At 74.7% G+C, this 15,484-nt stretch carries 16 protein-coding genes and 1 pseudogene; 7 read left to right on the plus strand and 10 right to left on the minus strand.

Annotation, left to right across the window (positions count from 1 at the left end; genetic code table 11):
• Positions 1–66: 66 nt before the first annotated feature.
• From ACH5AR_RS09335 to ACH5AR_RS09355, 5 genes are all read right to left on the minus strand, one after another.
• Positions 67–570, minus strand: a complete 504-nt coding sequence (locus ACH5AR_RS09335; protein WP_396300754.1) for a metallophosphoesterase family protein — start codon at positions 568–570, stop codon at positions 67–69.
• A gap of 242 nt (positions 571–812) precedes the next feature.
• Entirely contained in the window at positions 813–1,076 is a 264-nt protein-coding gene (locus tag ACH5AR_RS09340; protein ID WP_396300755.1) for a GlsB/YeaQ/YmgE family stress response membrane protein, read from the minus strand.
• Positions 1,077–1,293: 217 nt separating this feature from the next.
• Positions 1,294–3,021, minus strand: coding sequence for a thiamine pyrophosphate-dependent enzyme (locus ACH5AR_RS09345; protein ID WP_396300756.1), 1,728 nt, complete (start codon positions 3,019–3,021; stop codon positions 1,294–1,296).
• Positions 3,022–3,049: 28 nt separating this feature from the next.
• Positions 3,050–4,633, minus strand: a complete 1,584-nt coding sequence (locus tag ACH5AR_RS09350; protein WP_396300757.1) for an FMN-binding glutamate synthase family protein — start codon at positions 4,631–4,633, stop codon at positions 3,050–3,052.
• Between the two features lie 69 nt (positions 4,634–4,702).
• Entirely contained in the window at positions 4,703–5,302 is a 600-nt protein-coding gene (locus ACH5AR_RS09355; protein WP_396300758.1) for a flavodoxin family protein, read from the minus strand.
• Positions 5,303–5,459: 157 nt separating this feature from the next.
• On the opposite strand from ACH5AR_RS09355, the gene ACH5AR_RS09360 reads away from it, so the two are divergent.
• From ACH5AR_RS09360 to ACH5AR_RS09370, 3 genes are all read left to right on the plus strand, one after another.
• Complete coding sequence (locus ACH5AR_RS09360) at positions 5,460–6,470, plus strand: aldo/keto reductase (protein WP_396300759.1); 1,011 nt, start codon at positions 5,460–5,462, stop codon at positions 6,468–6,470.
• A 173-nt stretch (positions 6,471–6,643) separates the two neighbouring features.
• Positions 6,644–6,775, plus strand: coding sequence for a hypothetical protein (locus ACH5AR_RS09365; protein ID WP_396300760.1), 132 nt, complete (start codon positions 6,644–6,646; stop codon positions 6,773–6,775).
• A complete protein-coding gene (locus ACH5AR_RS09370) occupies positions 6,772–7,920 on the plus strand; it encodes a protein-L-isoaspartate(D-aspartate) O-methyltransferase (protein ID WP_396300761.1) in 1,149 nt (382 codons plus the stop codon). The genes ACH5AR_RS09365 and ACH5AR_RS09370 overlap by 4 nt, the downstream gene beginning before the upstream one ends.
• Before the next feature lie 57 nt (positions 7,921–7,977).
• Here ACH5AR_RS09370 and ACH5AR_RS09375 read toward each other — a convergent pair whose 3' ends face one another.
• Positions 7,978–8,607, minus strand: a complete 630-nt coding sequence (locus ACH5AR_RS09375; protein ID WP_396300762.1) for a PadR family transcriptional regulator — start codon at positions 8,605–8,607, stop codon at positions 7,978–7,980.
• Between the two features lie 117 nt (positions 8,608–8,724).
• On the opposite strand from ACH5AR_RS09375, the gene ACH5AR_RS09380 reads away from it, so the two are divergent.
• Entirely contained in the window at positions 8,725–9,918 is a 1,194-nt protein-coding gene (locus ACH5AR_RS09380) for an FAD-dependent oxidoreductase (protein WP_396300763.1), read from the plus strand.
• A gap of 59 nt (positions 9,919–9,977) precedes the next feature.
• On the opposite strand, the gene ACH5AR_RS09385 is transcribed toward ACH5AR_RS09380, so the two are convergent.
• Entirely contained in the window at positions 9,978–10,394 is a 417-nt protein-coding gene (locus ACH5AR_RS09385) for a DUF6010 family protein (RefSeq protein WP_396300764.1), read from the minus strand.
• Between the two features lie 218 nt (positions 10,395–10,612).
• Here ACH5AR_RS09385 and ACH5AR_RS09390 point away from each other — a divergent pair, with 218 nt between their 5' ends.
• Positions 10,613–11,551 carry a GlxA family transcriptional regulator gene (locus ACH5AR_RS09390; protein ID WP_396300765.1) on the plus strand — a complete coding sequence of 313 codons (939 nt, stop codon included), beginning with the start codon at positions 10,613–10,615 and terminating at the stop codon, positions 11,549–11,551.
• A 350-nt stretch (positions 11,552–11,901) separates the two neighbouring features.
• Here ACH5AR_RS09390 and ACH5AR_RS09395 read toward each other — a convergent pair whose 3' ends face one another.
• Entirely contained in the window at positions 11,902–12,567 is a 666-nt protein-coding gene (locus ACH5AR_RS09395) for a helix-turn-helix domain-containing protein (protein WP_396300766.1), read from the minus strand.
• A gap of 140 nt (positions 12,568–12,707) precedes the next feature.
• Between ACH5AR_RS09395 and ACH5AR_RS09400 the strand changes: the two genes are divergently transcribed.
• Both ACH5AR_RS09400 and ACH5AR_RS09405 read left to right on the plus strand, forming a co-directional pair.
• The gene (locus ACH5AR_RS09400) at positions 12,708–13,697 is read left to right on the plus strand and encodes an alpha/beta fold hydrolase (RefSeq protein ID WP_396300767.1); all 990 of its coding nucleotides are present in this window, start codon (positions 12,708–12,710) and stop codon (positions 13,695–13,697) included.
• An 84-nt stretch (positions 13,698–13,781) separates the two neighbouring features.
• A complete protein-coding gene (locus ACH5AR_RS09405; RefSeq protein ID WP_396300768.1) occupies positions 13,782–14,612 on the plus strand; it encodes a DUF1963 domain-containing protein in 831 nt (276 codons plus the stop codon).
• A 128-nt stretch (positions 14,613–14,740) separates the two neighbouring features.
• On the opposite strand, the pseudogene ACH5AR_RS09410 reads toward ACH5AR_RS09405, so the two are convergent.
• Together ACH5AR_RS09410 and ACH5AR_RS09415 are read right to left on the minus strand one after the other, a co-directional pair.
• A pseudogene (locus tag ACH5AR_RS09410) lies at positions 14,741–14,980 on the minus strand (helix-turn-helix domain-containing protein); the annotation flags it as partial.
• The gene (locus ACH5AR_RS09415) at positions 14,977–15,447 is read right to left on the minus strand and encodes a rhodanese-like domain-containing protein (RefSeq protein ID WP_396300769.1); all 471 of its coding nucleotides are present in this window, start codon (positions 15,445–15,447) and stop codon (positions 14,977–14,979) included. The gene ACH5AR_RS09415 and the pseudogene ACH5AR_RS09410, both read right to left, overlap by 4 nt.
• Positions 15,448–15,484: the final 37 nt, after the last annotated feature.

Here is a 15,484-nt window from a genome sequence, read left to right on the forward strand (position 1 = left end):
GGCTCGCCCCGCGTCCGCCGCGCACCGGGCCCACGGCTGCACTGCCCCGCCCGGTCCGGGGCCGCCTCAGGAGCGGCGCGGCAGCCGGTGGAGGTGGAGGTCGGTGAGGCGGCCGCCTTCCGCGCGGGCGGTCAGGTAGGTGGCGAAGGGCTGGCGGCGCCGGTCGGTGGGCGAGCCCGGGTTGAGCAGCCGCAGGCCGCCCGGGGCCTGGCTGTCCCACGGGATGTGGCTGTGGCCGAACACCAGGACGTCGGTGCCGGGGAAGCGCTCCGCGCACCGCTGCTCGCGGCCGCGCGCCGGGCCGGTCTCGTGCACGACGGCGAAGCGCAGGCCCTCCACGTCGGCGCGGGCCACCTCGGGCAGCCGCTCCCGCAGCGCCGGCCCGTCGTTGTTGCCGTACACGGCGACCAGCCGACGGGCGCGGGCCTCGAACAGGTCGAGCGTGGCGGTGTCGATCCAGTCGCCGGCGTGGAACACCACATCGGCTTCGTCGACCGCCCGCAGCAGCGGCTCGGGCAGGGCGCGCGCCCGGGCGGGGACGTGGGTGTCCGTGGTCAGCAGCAGTCGCACGCCGCGCTCCGGTTCTCGTACGGGATCGGGTGGGCCGGGGCCCGCCGGGCGCGCGGCCGGGTGCCGCCGTGCCGGTGGTACCCGGCCTCGGCCCTCCCGCCCCGTCGGGCGGGCCCGTGGACAGCGTAGGTCCTTCCGGCAGCCGGAACGCCGAGGCCGCGGGCGTCGGGGGCCCGGACGCGCCCGGGCCCGCGTCCGGTGCGGACGCGGGCCCGAGGCGTGGCGTTCGGCCGGGACTCCCGTCAGGAGCGGCGGCCCACCGCGACACGGTAGACGGCCAGGACGATCAGCGACCCGACGACCGCCGCGATCCACGTCGAGAGGTGGAAGAAGCCGTTGATCGAGTGCACACCGAAGATGACCTTGCCGAGCCAGCCGCCCAGCAGTCCTCCGACTATGCCGATCAGCATCGTGACGATGACGCCGCCCGGGTCACGACCCGGCATGATGGCCTTGGCGATCGCTCCCGCGAGCAGGCCGATGAGGATCCACGCGATGACGCCCATGGGGCCGCCCTTCCTGTAGTGCCGATTTCTGCCATTCGTCTACTCGCTCCGGCCGTTGCCAAACCTCCTTTTCGAGCAGGTCGGGAGCCGAACGGCCACGGCGGCCGCCGGGCACGGCGGAACGCGGTCGGCGCGTTCCGCACCACGGCGGCCGCGAGCGCGCCGCCGATCCGGTGGCGACCGCCGTGGCCGAAGGCCGACCCGTGGGGAGCGGGCGTCACTCGCCCTGGCTGCGCAGCGTCTCCTTGACCTTGGCGATGGCGAAGCCCCAGCCCTGCTCGACGGTCGGCTTCGCCGGGACGGCGATCTCCTGGGGATTGGTCAGCACGTCCAGCAGCACCGGTCCGGGCGTGTCGAAGGCCCGCCGGACGCCCTCCGCCAGGTGGTCCGGGCCGGTGACCCGGATGCCCGTCAGGCCGAGCGCGGTCGCCACCGCCGCGAAGTCCGGGTTGTCCAGTTCGGTGCCGAACTCGGGCAGCCCCGACTGCTCCTGCTCCAGCTTGATCATCCCGAGCCGCCGGTTGTCGAACACCACCAGTTTCACCGGCAGCCGGTACGTCTTGATCGTCATCAGGTCGCCGAGCAGCATGCTCAGCCCGCCGTCCCCGCAGAACGCCACCACCTGCCGCTCCGGGAAGAGCAGTTGGGCACCCAGCGCCTGCGGCATGGCGTTGGCCATCGACCCCAGGTTGTAGGAGCCCAGCAGCCGCCGCCCGCCCCGCATCGTCACGTGGCGCGACAGCCAGACGGTCGCCATGCCGGTGTCGGAGGTGAACACCGCGTCGTCGGCGGCCGCCGCGTCCACCGCCGCCGCCAGGGCCTCCGGGCGGACGTCGCCGTCCCGGTTGTCGAACGCGCTGCGCAGCCTGCCCAGCAGGCGGTGGTCGTGCCGGGTGTCGGCCAGCTTGCGCTGGCCCTCCTGCCAGTCGGCGAACCGCCCGAGCGCGTCGTCCAGGTGCGAGCGGTCCTTGACCGCGTCCAGCAGCGGCAGCAGCGCGCGCAGGGTGGCCGCGGTGTCGCCCGCCAGGCCCACGTCCACCGGGGTGCGCCGGCCGAGGTGGCGCTCGTCCAGGTCGATCTGCACGACCTTGCGGTCCTGCGGGTACCAGTCGCGGTACGGGAAGTCGGTGCCGAGCATGACCAGCGTGTCGCAGGAGTCCAGGGCGCGGGCGGCCGCGGGGTTGCCGATCAGACCGGTCTGGCCGACCTGGTACAGGTTGCCGTCCTCGAACCCCTCCTTGGCCTTCAGGGTGAGCACCATCGGCGCGGCCAGCCGCTCCGCCAGCTCCCGGACCTCGGGTGCGGCCTCCCGGGCGCCCCGGCCGACCAGCAGCGTCACCCGCTGCCCGGCGTTGATCAGCTCGGCGGCACGCCGGATGCCCTCGTCGTCGGGCCGGGTCACCGGACGGGTGCGCGGGAAGCGCGCCGGCCGGTCGTCGGTCAGCTCCCGGTCGCCCAGGTCGCCGGGGACGGTCAGCACCGCCACGCCGCGCTCGGCGAGCGCCGTGCGCACGGCCGCCTCCAGCAGCCGGGGCAGCTGGTCCGGGGAGGAGACGGTGGCCCGGAACACCGCGACGTCCCGGAACAGCAGGTCGTTGTCGACCTCCTGGAAGTAGTCGCCGCCGATCTCCGCGGACGGCACCTGCCCGGCGATCGCCAGCACCGGCGTGCGGCTCTTCGCCGCGTCGTACAGGCCGTTCAGCAGGTGCACCGAGCCGGGGCCGACGGTGCCCATGCACACGCCCAGGTTCCCGGACAGCTGCGACTGGGCGCCGGCCGCGAAGGCCGCCGCCTCCTCGTGCCGGCAGCCCACCCACGCGATGCCCTCCGTGGTGCGGATGGCGTCCGTCAACGGGTTCAGGGCGTCGCCGACCACGCCGAAGACGTGCCGCACCTCCAGCTCCCGGAGGGCGTCGACGATCATGCGGGCCACGGTCCGTGCCACGGGTTTCTCCTTCTCGCGAGTGAGGGGTTCAGACGGTGAAGCGGTCGGGATCGGCCCCGCGCCAGTCGCGCGCCCACGACTCCGGCGGGTCGTCCAGCAGGCGGCCCGGCGCCATCGGCGGGCGCAGGTCCGCGTAGGAGCGCACGGTCTGCCCGTCCGTGCGGCGGCGCAGCATCCCCGGGTGCAGGGCGGCCGGGTCGTCCACGCCCATCGCCGCCATGATCTGCAGGGCGCTCCTGACGGTCGCCGCCTGGTAGCGGGCGACCCGCTGCGACTTGTCGCCCACGTGCAGGGCCCGGGCCCGGCGCCGGTCCTGGGTGGCCACGCCGACCGGGCAGGTGTTGGTGTGGCAGCGCTGCGCCTGGATGCAGCCGAGCGCGAACATCATGGCCCGCGCCGCGTTGGTGTAGTCGGCGCCCTGGACCAGCCGCTTCACCAGGTCGCTGCCGGTGGCGACCTTGCCGCTGGCGCCGATCCGGATCCGGTCCCGCAGGCCGGTGCCCAGCAGCGCGTCGCGCACCGTCAGCAGGCCCTCGGTCAGCGGCATCCCGACGTGGTCGGCGAACTCCAGCGGGGCCGCGCCGGTGCCGCCCTCGGCGCCGTCGACCACGATGAAGTCCGGGGTAACGCCCTCCGCCAGCATCGCCTTGCACACCGCCAGGAACTGCCGCCGCGAGCCGACGCACAGCTTGAAGCCGACCGGTTTGCCGTCCGCCAGCTCCCGCATCCGGGCCAGGAAGAGCACCAGTTCGCGCGGCGTGGAGAACACCCGGTGGTACGGCGGCGAGACGACGGTCCGCCCCTGCGGCACGCCGCGCACCTTCGCGATCTCGGCGTTGACCTTCGGGCCGGGCAGCACCCCGCCGATGCCGGGCTTGGCGCCCTGGCCGAGCTTCAACGACACGCACCTGACCTGCGGGTGCGCGGCCTTCTCGGCGAACTGCGCCGGATCGAACCCGCCGTCCTGCGTGCGGCAGCCGAAGTAGCCGGTGCCGAGCTCCCAGACCAGGTCGCCGCCCGGCCGCAGGTGGTACTCCGACAGGCCGCCCTCCCCGGTGTCGTGGGCGAAGCCGCCCAGCGCCGCCCCCGCGTTCAGCGCCAGCACCGCGTTGGCCGACAGCGAGCCGAAGCTCATCGCGGAGACGTTCAGCAGCGCCATGTCGTACGGCCGGGTGCAGTCCGGGCCGCCGACCCGCACCCGCGGGGCCTCCTGCGGCACCGCGACCGGGGCCAGCGACGGGACGAGGAACTCCCGCCCGGGCTCGTACAGGTCCAGCTCGGTGCCGAACGGCTCCTCGGCGTCGGTGCCCTTGGCCCGCTGGTAGACGATGCTCCGGGTGTCCCGGTCGAACGGGCGGCCGTCCACGTTGCGCTCGACGAAGTACTGCTGCACCTCGGGCCGGATGCCCTCCAGGGCGAACCGCAGGTGTCCCAGCACGGGGTAGTTGCGCAGCACGGAGTGCCTGGTCTGCAGCACGTCCGCGACCGCCAGCGCCGCCGCCGCCAGCAGCGGCGCCGCCGGGATCCACCACCACGGCGACACCGCCACCGCCGCCACCGCGGCAGCCGCCGCTCCGCCCACCAGCCAGGCCACCCACAGGAATCTCAGCACGGCTGCCGTCTAACCCGGATCGCCCGGACTCAGTCCTCCCGCGCCGGGCCGTGCGGGTGGGGCGGCGCGCTACGGGGCGGGCCAGGGGCGGGCCGCGAGGGCCGACGCGACGTGGTGGAGGTGGGCGGCCATGGTGCGGCCGGTGGAGTGGGCCCAGTCGTGCCCCTTGTCGTCGTCCAGGTAGTCCGGGCCCGGGCCGGGGCCGAGGTGCCAGTACGTCCAGGCCTGGGCCGGGATGGTGTAGCCGATGTCGACGAGTCCGCCGCAGATCTCGCTGATCACGTGGTGGGCGCCGTCCTCGTTGCCGGTGACCACGACCCCGGCGACCTTGCCGTACGCCACCGGCACGCCGTCGTCGTCGGTCTCGGAGATCATGGCGTCCATCCGCTCCAGGACGCGCTGCGCGACGGAGGAGGGGCGGCCCACCCAGGTCGGGGAGGCGACGACGAGGATGTCGGCGGCGAGGAGCTTGGCGTGGACCCGGGGCCACTGGTCGCCGTCCCCCATGTCCGACTTCACCCCGGGCTTCAGGTCGAGGTCGACGGCGCGGACGGCCTCCACGCTCACCCCGCGGGCGGTGAGCGCGTCGGCGACGACACCGGCCAGGGCTTCGGTGTTCGACGCCGCGGGAGAGGGCTTGAGAGTGCAGTTGATGACGAGTGCTCGCATGGCCTGCGCCTACCCGGCTCGTGGACCGGCATGGCCGGTGACGGCGTGCCTTCACCCGGACGGCCGGTATCCGACCGGGCGCACCCGGCGCCCGCCTCCGGATTCCGGACCGAAAGGACTTGCGTTGGAGTGCACTTCACGCCCTAGGTTCGCAGGCATGCGATACGTCAGACTCGGAACGACCGGACTGGAAGTCTCCGCCATCACCCTCGGCTGCATGAGCTTCGGCGAGCCGGACCGGGGCGGCGAGCCCTGGTCCCTGGGCGCGGACGCCAGCCGGGACATCATCAGGCAGGCCCTCGAAGCCGGCGTCAACTTCCTCGACACCGCCAACGGGTACAGCGCCGGAAGCAGCGAGGAGATCGTCGGCCGGGCGGTCAGGGACTTCACCCGGCGCGAGGAGGTCGTTCTCTCCACCAAGGTCTGGATGCGGATGCGCCCCGGCCCCAACGGCGCCGGGCTGTCCCGCAAGGCGATCTTCACCGAGCTCGACGCCTCCCTGAAGCGGCTGGGGACCGACTACATCGACCTGTACCAGATCCACCGCTGGGACTACGACACTCCGATCGAGGAAACCCTCGAGGCGCTGCACGACGCGGTCAGGTCCGGGAAGGTCCGCTACCTCGGAGCCTCCTCCATGTACGCCTGGCAGTTCGCCAAGGCCCTGTTCCTGGCCGACCTGAACGGGTGGACCCGCTTCGTGTCGATGCAGGACCACTACAACCTCATCCACCGGGAAGCGGAGCGGGAGATGCTCCCGCTCTGCGCCGACCAGGGCATCGGCGTGATCCCGTGGAGCCCGCTGGCGCGGGGCAGGCTGACGCGGGCCCGGGACACCGCCACGGCGCGGGCCGGGACGGACGAGGGCGGCAGGATCCTCTACCGCGACGAGGACCAGGCCGTGGTCGAGCGCGTCCACGAGATCGCGGGCAGGCGGGGACTGTCCGCGGCCCAGGTCGCCCTGGCGTGGGTCATGCGCAATCCGGCGGTGACCTCGCCCGTCGTCGGGGTCACCAAGGCGGCCCAGCTGGCCGACGCACTCGCCGCGGTGGACGTCGAGCTCGACGAGGACGAGGCCGCCTACCTGGAGGAGCCCTACCGACCGCACGAGGTCGCCTACCTGGAGGAGTCCTTCTACAAGGCGCGCCCGGCAGCGGGCTCCCGGTAGTCCGGGCCGCCGCCGGGCCTTCGGCGGGCAGCCGGCAGTCGGCCGGCATCGGCGCCGTACGGCGCGCGCACGCTCCCTGCTGCTCCCGCGCGCCGTACCCCGCACGGGCGCGGCTGCGCCAGGATGGTCACCCGGTCGGCGCTGTCGAAGCGTCACGCAGAAGGGGAAGCACCGTGGGCGACGAGAACAAGGGCGGCCCGAACGACGGCAAGGGCGGCTCCCACGCCAAGCCCGGCGGCCCGCAGATCGGCCCCAAGCCCAACCCCGACGGCCAGGGCCCGGCTCCCGATCCGAAGCACAGGTGACGGCGGCCGCCGGCCTCCGGCACCGGCTGGTCGACCGGCTGGAGGCCTCGGGTGCGCTGGGCCCGGGCTGGCGGCAGGTCTTCCTCGACGTCGGCCGTCACCTGTTCCTGCCGGACGTCGTCTGGGCGAGCACCGAGGACGGCTACGAGCGCTGCGACCGCGCGCAGAGCCCCGGGAGGTGGCTGGAGCTCGCGTACTCCGACGTGGCGATCGTGACGCAGTGGGACGACGGCGCGGACGACGGGCGGCGGGAGCCCACGTCCTCGGTCTCCATGCCGACGATGGTGGCCTCCATGCTGCGCGACCTGGACGTCCAGGACGGCCACACGGTCTGGGAGGGCGGGACGGGCCCCGGGTGGAACGCCGGGCTGCTGGCCCGGCGCCAGGGTGCGCACAACGTGGTGACCGTGGAGCTGGACCGGGAGGTCGCCGCCCGGGCCGCGGCCAACCTCCGGACCCTCGGCGCCGCCCCGACCGCGGTGGTGGGCGACGCCGCGGAGGGCTACCCGCCCCGGGCGCCGTACGACCGCGGGATCCTCACCTGCTCGGTACGGGACGTCCCGGCGGCCGTGATCGGGCAGATCCGCCCGCAGGGCGTGCTCGTGCTGCCCTTCGCGCCGCTCTTCGGCGGCGGAGCCGTCGCCCGCCTCACCGTCGCCGGCCGCACCGCCCGGGGCCCCTTCACCGGCTCGTCGGCGTTCATGCGCATGCGTCAGCAGCGCTACGAGGGGCCGCCCGTCGACGACTACCTGCCCGGCGACTGGCCCGGGGGCGCCCCGCAGGAGTACACGGCCCTCAGCCCGCTCGATGTCGTCGACGACTGGCTGGCCTCCTTCGTCGTGGGCCTGGGGCTGCCCGACGTCTACTACCGGCGAAGCGACGGGGGCGGGATGACCACCCTGTGGCTGTTCGACACCGCTGTCACATCCTGGGCGACGGTCGACTTCGTGGACGGCGCGCAGCGGTACGAGGTCCGCCAGTCGGGTCCTCGGCGGGTGTGGTCCCAGGTCGAGGACGTCGTCCGGTGGTGGGAGCAGCAGGGCCGCCCGGGCTACGAGCGGTTCGGGCTGACCGTGGACGCGGACGGCGGACACCGGGCGTGGCTGGACGAGCCGGCCAACCCCGTGCCGTCCGTACGGGGCTGAGGGCCGCGGCCGACCGCCCGCGGGGGCCCGGCGGCTGGTCTCCGGGTGCGCCCGCGCCTACCGCGGCGCCCGGGCCTCGCCGGCCCGGGCGGCGGCGATCAGCTCTTCGGCGCTCCAGGTGAGGGCGCCCGAGCGGAGATCGGCGATGACGCCCTCCAGCCAGTCGGCCTCGGCGGCGGCCAGGGCGACCGCGTACTCGCTCTCCAGCATGGCGACCCGGGGCACGCCGACGGCCGCCGTCTCGGCGAGCGAGCGCTCGTGGGCGGCCCGGCCGGCGCGCACCGCGGCGAGGCGGGCGGCCAGGGCCTGCTCGATCTCGCCGGGTGCGAGCAGCATCAGGTTGGACAGCGCGACCGGGAACTCCGGGAACTCCGCCCTGGGCTCGCGCAGCATCTCCAGCAGCCAGGTGCGGGTGGCCTCCCGGCCGGCGTCGGTGATCTCGTAGACCGTCCGCTCGGGGTACTGCTGGTCGCGCCCGGTCTCGCGGACGGCGATCAGGCCCGCGCCCAGCAGGCGGTCGATGGCGCGGTAGAGGCTGGTGCGCTGGCCGACGTTCACCACCTGGTCCTTCCCCCACTGCCTGAGCAGCCGCTGCATCCCGTACGGGTGCAGCGGCTCGAAGTGCAGCAGCGACAGCACGGTGAGCGTGATCGGCGAGCTCTTGGGGGCCTTGGCGGCAGTACTCATGATCCCGATACTACGGCCGATGGAACTAGTTGCCTTGCATCTAGTTTCAGTGCAACTATGAGCGGGTCGGCAGCATCCCCTGCCGACGACCCGGCCCCTCCCGAAGGAGCACCCGCCATGTCCCACCGCACCACCACCGCCCTGGTCATCGGCGGCGGGGTCGCCGGCCCCGTCGCCGCGATGGCCCTGCGGCAGGCCGGCGTCGAGGCCACCGTCTACGAGGCGTACGAGGGCACCGCCGAGGGCGTCGGCGCCGCGCTCGGCCTGGCGCCCAACGGGCTCGCAGCGCTGGACGCGATCGGCGCCGGCGACCTGGTCCGGGGCCTCGGCGATCCGATGCACTCGATCGTGCTGCAGAGCTGGAACGGCAAGCGGCTCGCCGAGATCGGCAACCCCGGCACGCTGGAGGCCACCCGGCTGGTCATGCGCAGCGACCTCTACCGGGCGCTCTACGCCGAGGCCCGGGCCCGCGGCATCCGGATCGAGCACGGCAAGCGGCTCGTCGGGGTCGAGGAGGGCACGGACACCGTCACCGCCCGGTTCGCCGACGGGACCACCGCCACCGGTGAGTTGCTGGTCGGCGCCGACGGAATCCGCTCCACCGTACGGAACCTGATCGACCCGGCCGCCCCGCAGCCCCGCTACGCCGGCCTCCAGGGCTTCGGCTCGGTGAGCACCCTGGCCGGCGCGGTGCCGGACACCGGCGGGAAGATGCTCATGACCTTCGGCAAGCGGGCCTTCTTCGGCCTCCAGGTGCTGGGCGGCAACGCCGTCTGGTTCGTCAACCTGCCGCACCCCCGGCCGATGACACAGGCCGAGGCGGTCGCCTACGGAGCCGAGCGCTGGCTGGCGGTGCTGGCCGAGGCCTGCGCCGACGACCGCACCCCCGCACTGGAGTTGATCCGGCACACCGAGCCGGCCGAACTGCTGGTCACCGGGCCGATGGAGACCATGCCCCTGCTGCCGCACTGGAGCCGCGGCCGGATGGTGCTGGTCGGGGACGCGGCCCACGCACCCTCCTCCAGCTCCGGCCAGGGGGCCTCGCTGGCCGTCGAGAGCGCGGTGGAACTGGCGCGCTGCACGAGGGATCTGCCGCTGGACCGGGCGCTCACCCGGTACGAGGCGCTGCGCCGCCCGCGCGTCGAGCGGATCATCAGGCAGACCGAGCGCACCAACAGCACCAAGGCGGCCGGCCCGGTCGGCCGGGTGCTGCGCGATGCGTTGATGCCGGTCGGCATGAAGCTGGTGAACCCGGAGAAGCTCTCCGCCCACCTCCACCACCGGATCGACTGGGCCGCCCCGGCCGCCTGACGGCCGCGCCACCCCGCGGCGACGCGACCGGCGGCGCCGCCAGGCGGCGGTCTCCCCCGTCAGGAGGGGACGGAACCGGAGGCGGGGCCGGTCCGGCGGCGGACGAGGGCGGTGAGGGTGGGGCCTCCGCGGAAGCACCAGAGGGCGATGACGGGGTCGCAGATGGCGCAGCCCAGGGAGGAGGTGTGGGCGAAGGGCAGGATCGGGTTGCCCTTGAGGGTGTGGGCCACGTCCCACGCGGTGTGCAGCAGCCATCCGATGCCGACGAAGGTCCAGGATTCCAGCCCCCGGTAGGCGACGTAGGCCGTGAGGGCGACGAACGGCAGTTCCCAGGGGCCGAAGCCGCCGCCGCTCAGGTAGGCGGCCCCGGCCCCGGCCACCATGACGGCGTTGAACCGGCGCCGGTGCGGTTCCCTGATCAGGGACATCAGCAGGCAGTAGACGATGCCGACGATGATCGGCGCGACGTAGCTCATGGCAGGACGGATCCCTTCGGGCGGTCCCGGGTGGTTCGGGCTCTCGTTGACGGACGCCTGAAGTCAACCGGCCGCCGCGGTGATCGCCCAGTGGCGCGAGTGACAGTCTTCGACGGGAAAACGCCAGCCCCTTCCGCGCGCCCGCCCACTGCGCTGACATGATGGTCCGGCACCACCGGCCGGGATGCGGCCGGGCCGAGGAGAGGGGGGTTCCGGCCATGCACACCGTCGCGGTGCTCGCGCTGGACCAGGTGATCCCGTTCGACCTGTCCACCCCGATCGAGGTGTTCAGCCGGACCCGGTTGCCCGACGGGCGCCCCGGCTACCGGATCCGGGTGTGCGCGGAACACGAGGAGATCGACACGGGGATGTTCCGGCTGCGCGCCCCGTGGGGCCTGGAGGCCCTGCGCGACGCGGACACGGTCATCGTGCCCGGCACCAGCGACCCCCTCGCGCCGCTCCCGCCGTCCGTGCGTGAGGCCCTGCGGTCGGCCGCCGCCGAGGGCACGCGGATCGCCTCCCTCTGCGTGGGCACCTTCCCGCTGGCCGCCACCGGCCTGCTCGACGGGCTGCGGGCGACCACGCACTGGCTCGCGGCCCCGCTGCTGGCGGCGCGGCACCCGGAGATCGAGGTCGATCCGGACGTCCTCTACGTCGACAACGGCCAGTTCCTCACCTCGGCGGGCGCAGCCGCGGGCCTGGACCTGTGCCTGCACCTGATCCGCCGCGACTACGGCTCGGCCGTCGCCGCCGACGCGGCCCGGCTGTCGGTGATGCCCCTGGAACGGGAGGGCGGGCAGGCGCAGTTCATCGTCGCCGACCATGCGCCCACCCCGCAGGGATCCGAACTGGAGCCCCTGCTGGTCTGGTTGCGGGAGAACCTGGCCCGCGACCTCACCCTGGCCGACATCGCCGCGCGGTCCGGGACCAGCACCCGGACCCTGATCCGCCGGTTCCGCGACCAGACCGGCACCACCCCGCTCCAGTGGCTGCACCGGGCCCGGGTGCGCCAGGCCCAGCACCTGCTGGAGAGCACCGGGCACTCCGTGGAACGCATCGGCGCCCAGGTCGGCTTCGGCTCCCCCACCGCCTTCCGCGACCGCTTCAAGCGCACCACCGGAGTCAGCCCGCAGGCCTACCGCCGCGCCTTCGGCTGACGCGCGGGCACGGGGCGCCGGCCACGCCGGCCCGTCGCCGCGTCCCGGTCACGCCCCCCGCAGGCCGTCAGGCGGTCACCGGACGACCGGGTCGGTGCCGTCCAGGAACGCCGACAGGTCCCGTCCCGCCGCAGAGCCCTCCCAGTCACCCGTGGGGAGGCAGGCCGGCGCACCGCACGCACTGGCCGCTCGCAGCCGGTCGGCCGGCGCCGGTTCGAGGGGCGAGGAGTCGACGGGCCGGCCGAAGGCGGCGGCCGGCCCGTCGGCGGAAGGCCACGAGGCCCCGCGGACAACCGGGCGTTGGCCGCCACGGACTCCTCCCGGTCGGATCCGCGGCCCGGGACGGCTGCTCACTCGTCGGCCCCTCCGCCGCCGGCCCCTCCGTCGGCGGCCGCGTGACCGGCGGCTCCGCGGACGGAGCGCGGCGGGGTGCGGGGCCGCAGCCGCTCGCCCTGCGGTCCGAACACCACCAGGTACTCGACCGGCGCGCCGGGGCCGGCGTTCGCCACCCCGTGCGGGGTCCGGGTGTCGAACTCGGCGACCTCCCCGGGGGCCAGGAGGAGGTCCTGGTCGCCGAGCGCGAGCCACAGCCGCCCGTACAGGACGCACAGCCACTCGTGGCCGTCGTGGGAGGCCTGGCGGGGCCGCACCGGCCGGCCCTCGACGGCGGGCAGGACGTGCTTGTGGGCGTGCAGGCCGCCGACGTACCGGGTCAGCGGCAGCACCGCCTTGTCGTCGCCGAAGCTCAGCGGCGCCCTGGTGCGCGGCTCGGGGGCGGAGGCGGGGGCGGGTGCCGTGCCGACCAGCTCGTCGAGGGAGACGCCGTACTCCCTGGACAGCTGCAGCAGCATCTCCAGGGTGGGCTTGCGCCGGCCGGTCTCGATCCGGGACAGCGTGCTGGTCGAGAGGCCCGTCGCACCGCCGACGGCGGCGAGCGTCGCGCCGTGGTGCTCGCGCGCGGCCCGCAGCCGGGGCCCGATCGCGGCCAGCGTGCCCTCGACGTCGTCGGCTGCCACCTTCGTCCTCCTCCGTGCCGTGCCGCTCCACCGCCCCGTGCCGCGAGTTTGCCAGATCGGCAAGGCCGATCGCGCCGCGCGGGTGCCGCGTCGCATGATCCACGGGTAGCCGCATCCGCCGCGAACCGAGGAGAAGCCCCATGCAGACCCAGCCGCCCACCGAGCTTCGCCACCGCACCGTCGAGGCCCCGGCCGGCCGCCTGCACCTGGCCGAGCAGGGCGCCGGCCCGCTGGTCCTGCTCGTGCACGGCTTCCCCGAGTCCTGGTACTCCTGGCGGCACCAGCTCCCGGCGCTCGCCGCGGCCGGCTACCGCGCGGTCGCCGTCGACGTACGCGGCTACGGCCGCTCCTCCAGGCCGGAGGCGACCGAGGCCTACCGGATGCTCGACCTGGTGGAGGACAACGTCGCCGTCGTGCGTGCCCTCGGCGAGGAGACCGCGGTGGTCGTCGGCCACGACTGGGGCTCCACCATCGCCTCCGCCTCCGCCCTGCTCCACCCCGAGGTCTTCCGCGCCGTCGGCCTGCTGAGCGTCCCCTACTCCCCGCCCGGTGGCCCCCGCCCCACCGACGTCTTCCGCCGGATCGGCGGCCCCGAGCAGGAGTTCTACGTCTCCTACTTCCAGGAGCCCGGCCGTGCCGAGGCGGAGATCGAGCCCGACGTCCGGGGCTGGCTCGCGGGCTTCTACGCGGCCCTGTCCGCCGACACCATGCCCGCCCGGGACGAGCCCGACCCGCACTTCGTCGCCCGCGGCGGCGGCCGGCTGCGCGACCGCTTCCCCTCGGGGGTGCTTCCGGCCTGGCTGAGCGAGGACGACCTCGACGTCTACGCCGGGGAGTTCGAGCGCACGGGGTTCACCGGCGCGCTCAACCGCTACCGCGCCATGGACCGGGACTGGGAGGACCTCGCCCCGCACCGCGGAGCCCCGGTCGAGCAGCCGGCCGTGTTCATCGGCGGCGCCCTGGACGCCTCCACCACCTGGATGTCCGATGCCATCGACGCCCACCCCGCCACCCTCCCCGGCCTGTCGGCCTCCCACCTCCTCGACGGCTGCGGCCACTGGATCCAGCAGGAGCGCCCGGAGGAGGTCAACCGCCTGCTGACCGAGTGGCTCGCCACCCTCGGGAGCTGAACCGGGCGGGCCGCCCGGCAGCGCCAAACCGCCCTGACCCCAAGCGAGTCCGGGCCGGGCGCCGCCCGGCCACGAGCCCCTAGGATGACCAGCGTGACCGACACGAGCATGGACAGAGCGCACCACTTCCGGGCCGAAGCGGCATCCCTGGGCCTGCCGTCAGAGGAGGTGGAGGAATGGATACGGACCGCCCGTCCTGCGGTGTACCTGGCGCGGGGCGGTGACGGCCCCCTGGTGGCCCGGATCGGCGGTGACCCGCTGCTGCCGCACGGCGCGCCGAAGCCGGCCGAGCACTTCGTGGCCTCCGTCGACCTCGCGGCCCTCCCCCCGGGCGCGACCGGCCTCCCGCTGCCCGCCGACGGCCACCTGCTCCTGTTCTCCGACGTCGTGGTGCACGGCACCGGGAAGCAGGTGTCCGACGCGGTGCTGTACGTCCCCGCCGGGACCCCGACCGCCCCGACCCCCCTCGGACACAGCTGGCGCGAGCCGTACCGGCCGGATGAACTGCGCACCGTGTGGCACCAGTTGAGCGTTCCGATGCCGGAGAGCTTCGCCCTCGACCGCTGGGGGGACCTCCCCGAGGACGAGCAGTCCGAACTCGCCGACGCACTCGCCGACGCCTGGGCGCACGGGGGCGGCCACCGCCCGCCCTGGGCCCTGCAGATCGGCGGGCATCCCGTCTCGCCCCAGAACGACCCCGTCCACGACGTCCGGGACACCGAGGACACCGCCCACCGCGAGCAGGGCGGTGCGGCCCCCGGGGAGGGCGCCGACGACTGGGTGCTGCTGGCCACCTGGAGGTGCGGCGACGACGTCACGGAACTGGACTCCGGCGTGGCCCACTGGGTGGTCCGCCGCCGGGACGTGGCGGCCCGGCGCTTCGACCGGGTCCACCGCTACGTCGAAATGGCCTGACCACGCGGGCGGGACGGCCCGCGGCCGGGTGGTGCCGGCAGGCACGGCGCCCGCCCCGGAGGGCCGGGGCGGGCGCCGTGTCCGTGGCGTGGGTGCTCGTACCGTCAGGTGGGCTCGCCGCACGGACCGACGCAACGTTGCGCCACAGCCCTGCCCGTCCTGGCCGGTGAGGCCCCGGGGCGGGACGAGCGATCCGTCATGGGTTCGTCGGCGAGGTAGCGGTCGGCCCAGCGCTTCACGGTGGGCCAGGACACCCGGAACCAGGCCGCGACCTCGCTGACCGGCCACCCGTCCTCGACCACGAGACGGGCGGCCTCCAGGCGGTGGCGCGGGCTGAGTGCCGCGTTGGGGTGGGACACGGCCGTCACTGGACGGGGGCCGTGAGGTCGTCCACGGGACGGCGGGTGCGCCCGGAGCTCGTACGGATGGACATGCCCTCGCGGGCCCAGTACTCGAACCCGCCGATCAGCTCGCGCACCCGCGTGTAGCCCAGCTGCGACAGCGCCAGCGCCGCCCGGGTGGAGCCGTTGCAGCCCGGGCCCCAGCAGTACACGACGATGTCGGCCGACCGGTCGGGGAGCAGCTGTGCCGCGCGCGCAGGGATCTCGTTGCCGGGCAGGTGGACGGCCCCGGGGATGTGGCCCTGGTCCCAGGACTCCTGTGACCGGGTGTCCACGACGACGGGAGGCTCGGCGCCGGCTCGGGCGGCGGCGAGGTCGGACGGGTCGGTCTCGTAGGCGAGCTTGGCGCTGAAGTGGGCGACGGCGCCCGCGGTCCCGCGCAGGCCTGCGCCGGCGGGGGTGGCGGGCCGGTCTGCCGTGGTGTTCTCGTTCATGGCTCTATTCGACCGCTTCCGCCGCCCGCGGGGAACC

Origin of the sequence: Kitasatospora sp. NPDC018619, assembly GCF_044391605.1 — a bacterium.
Lineage (GTDB): Bacteria > Actinomycetota > Actinomycetes > Streptomycetales > Streptomycetaceae > Kitasatospora.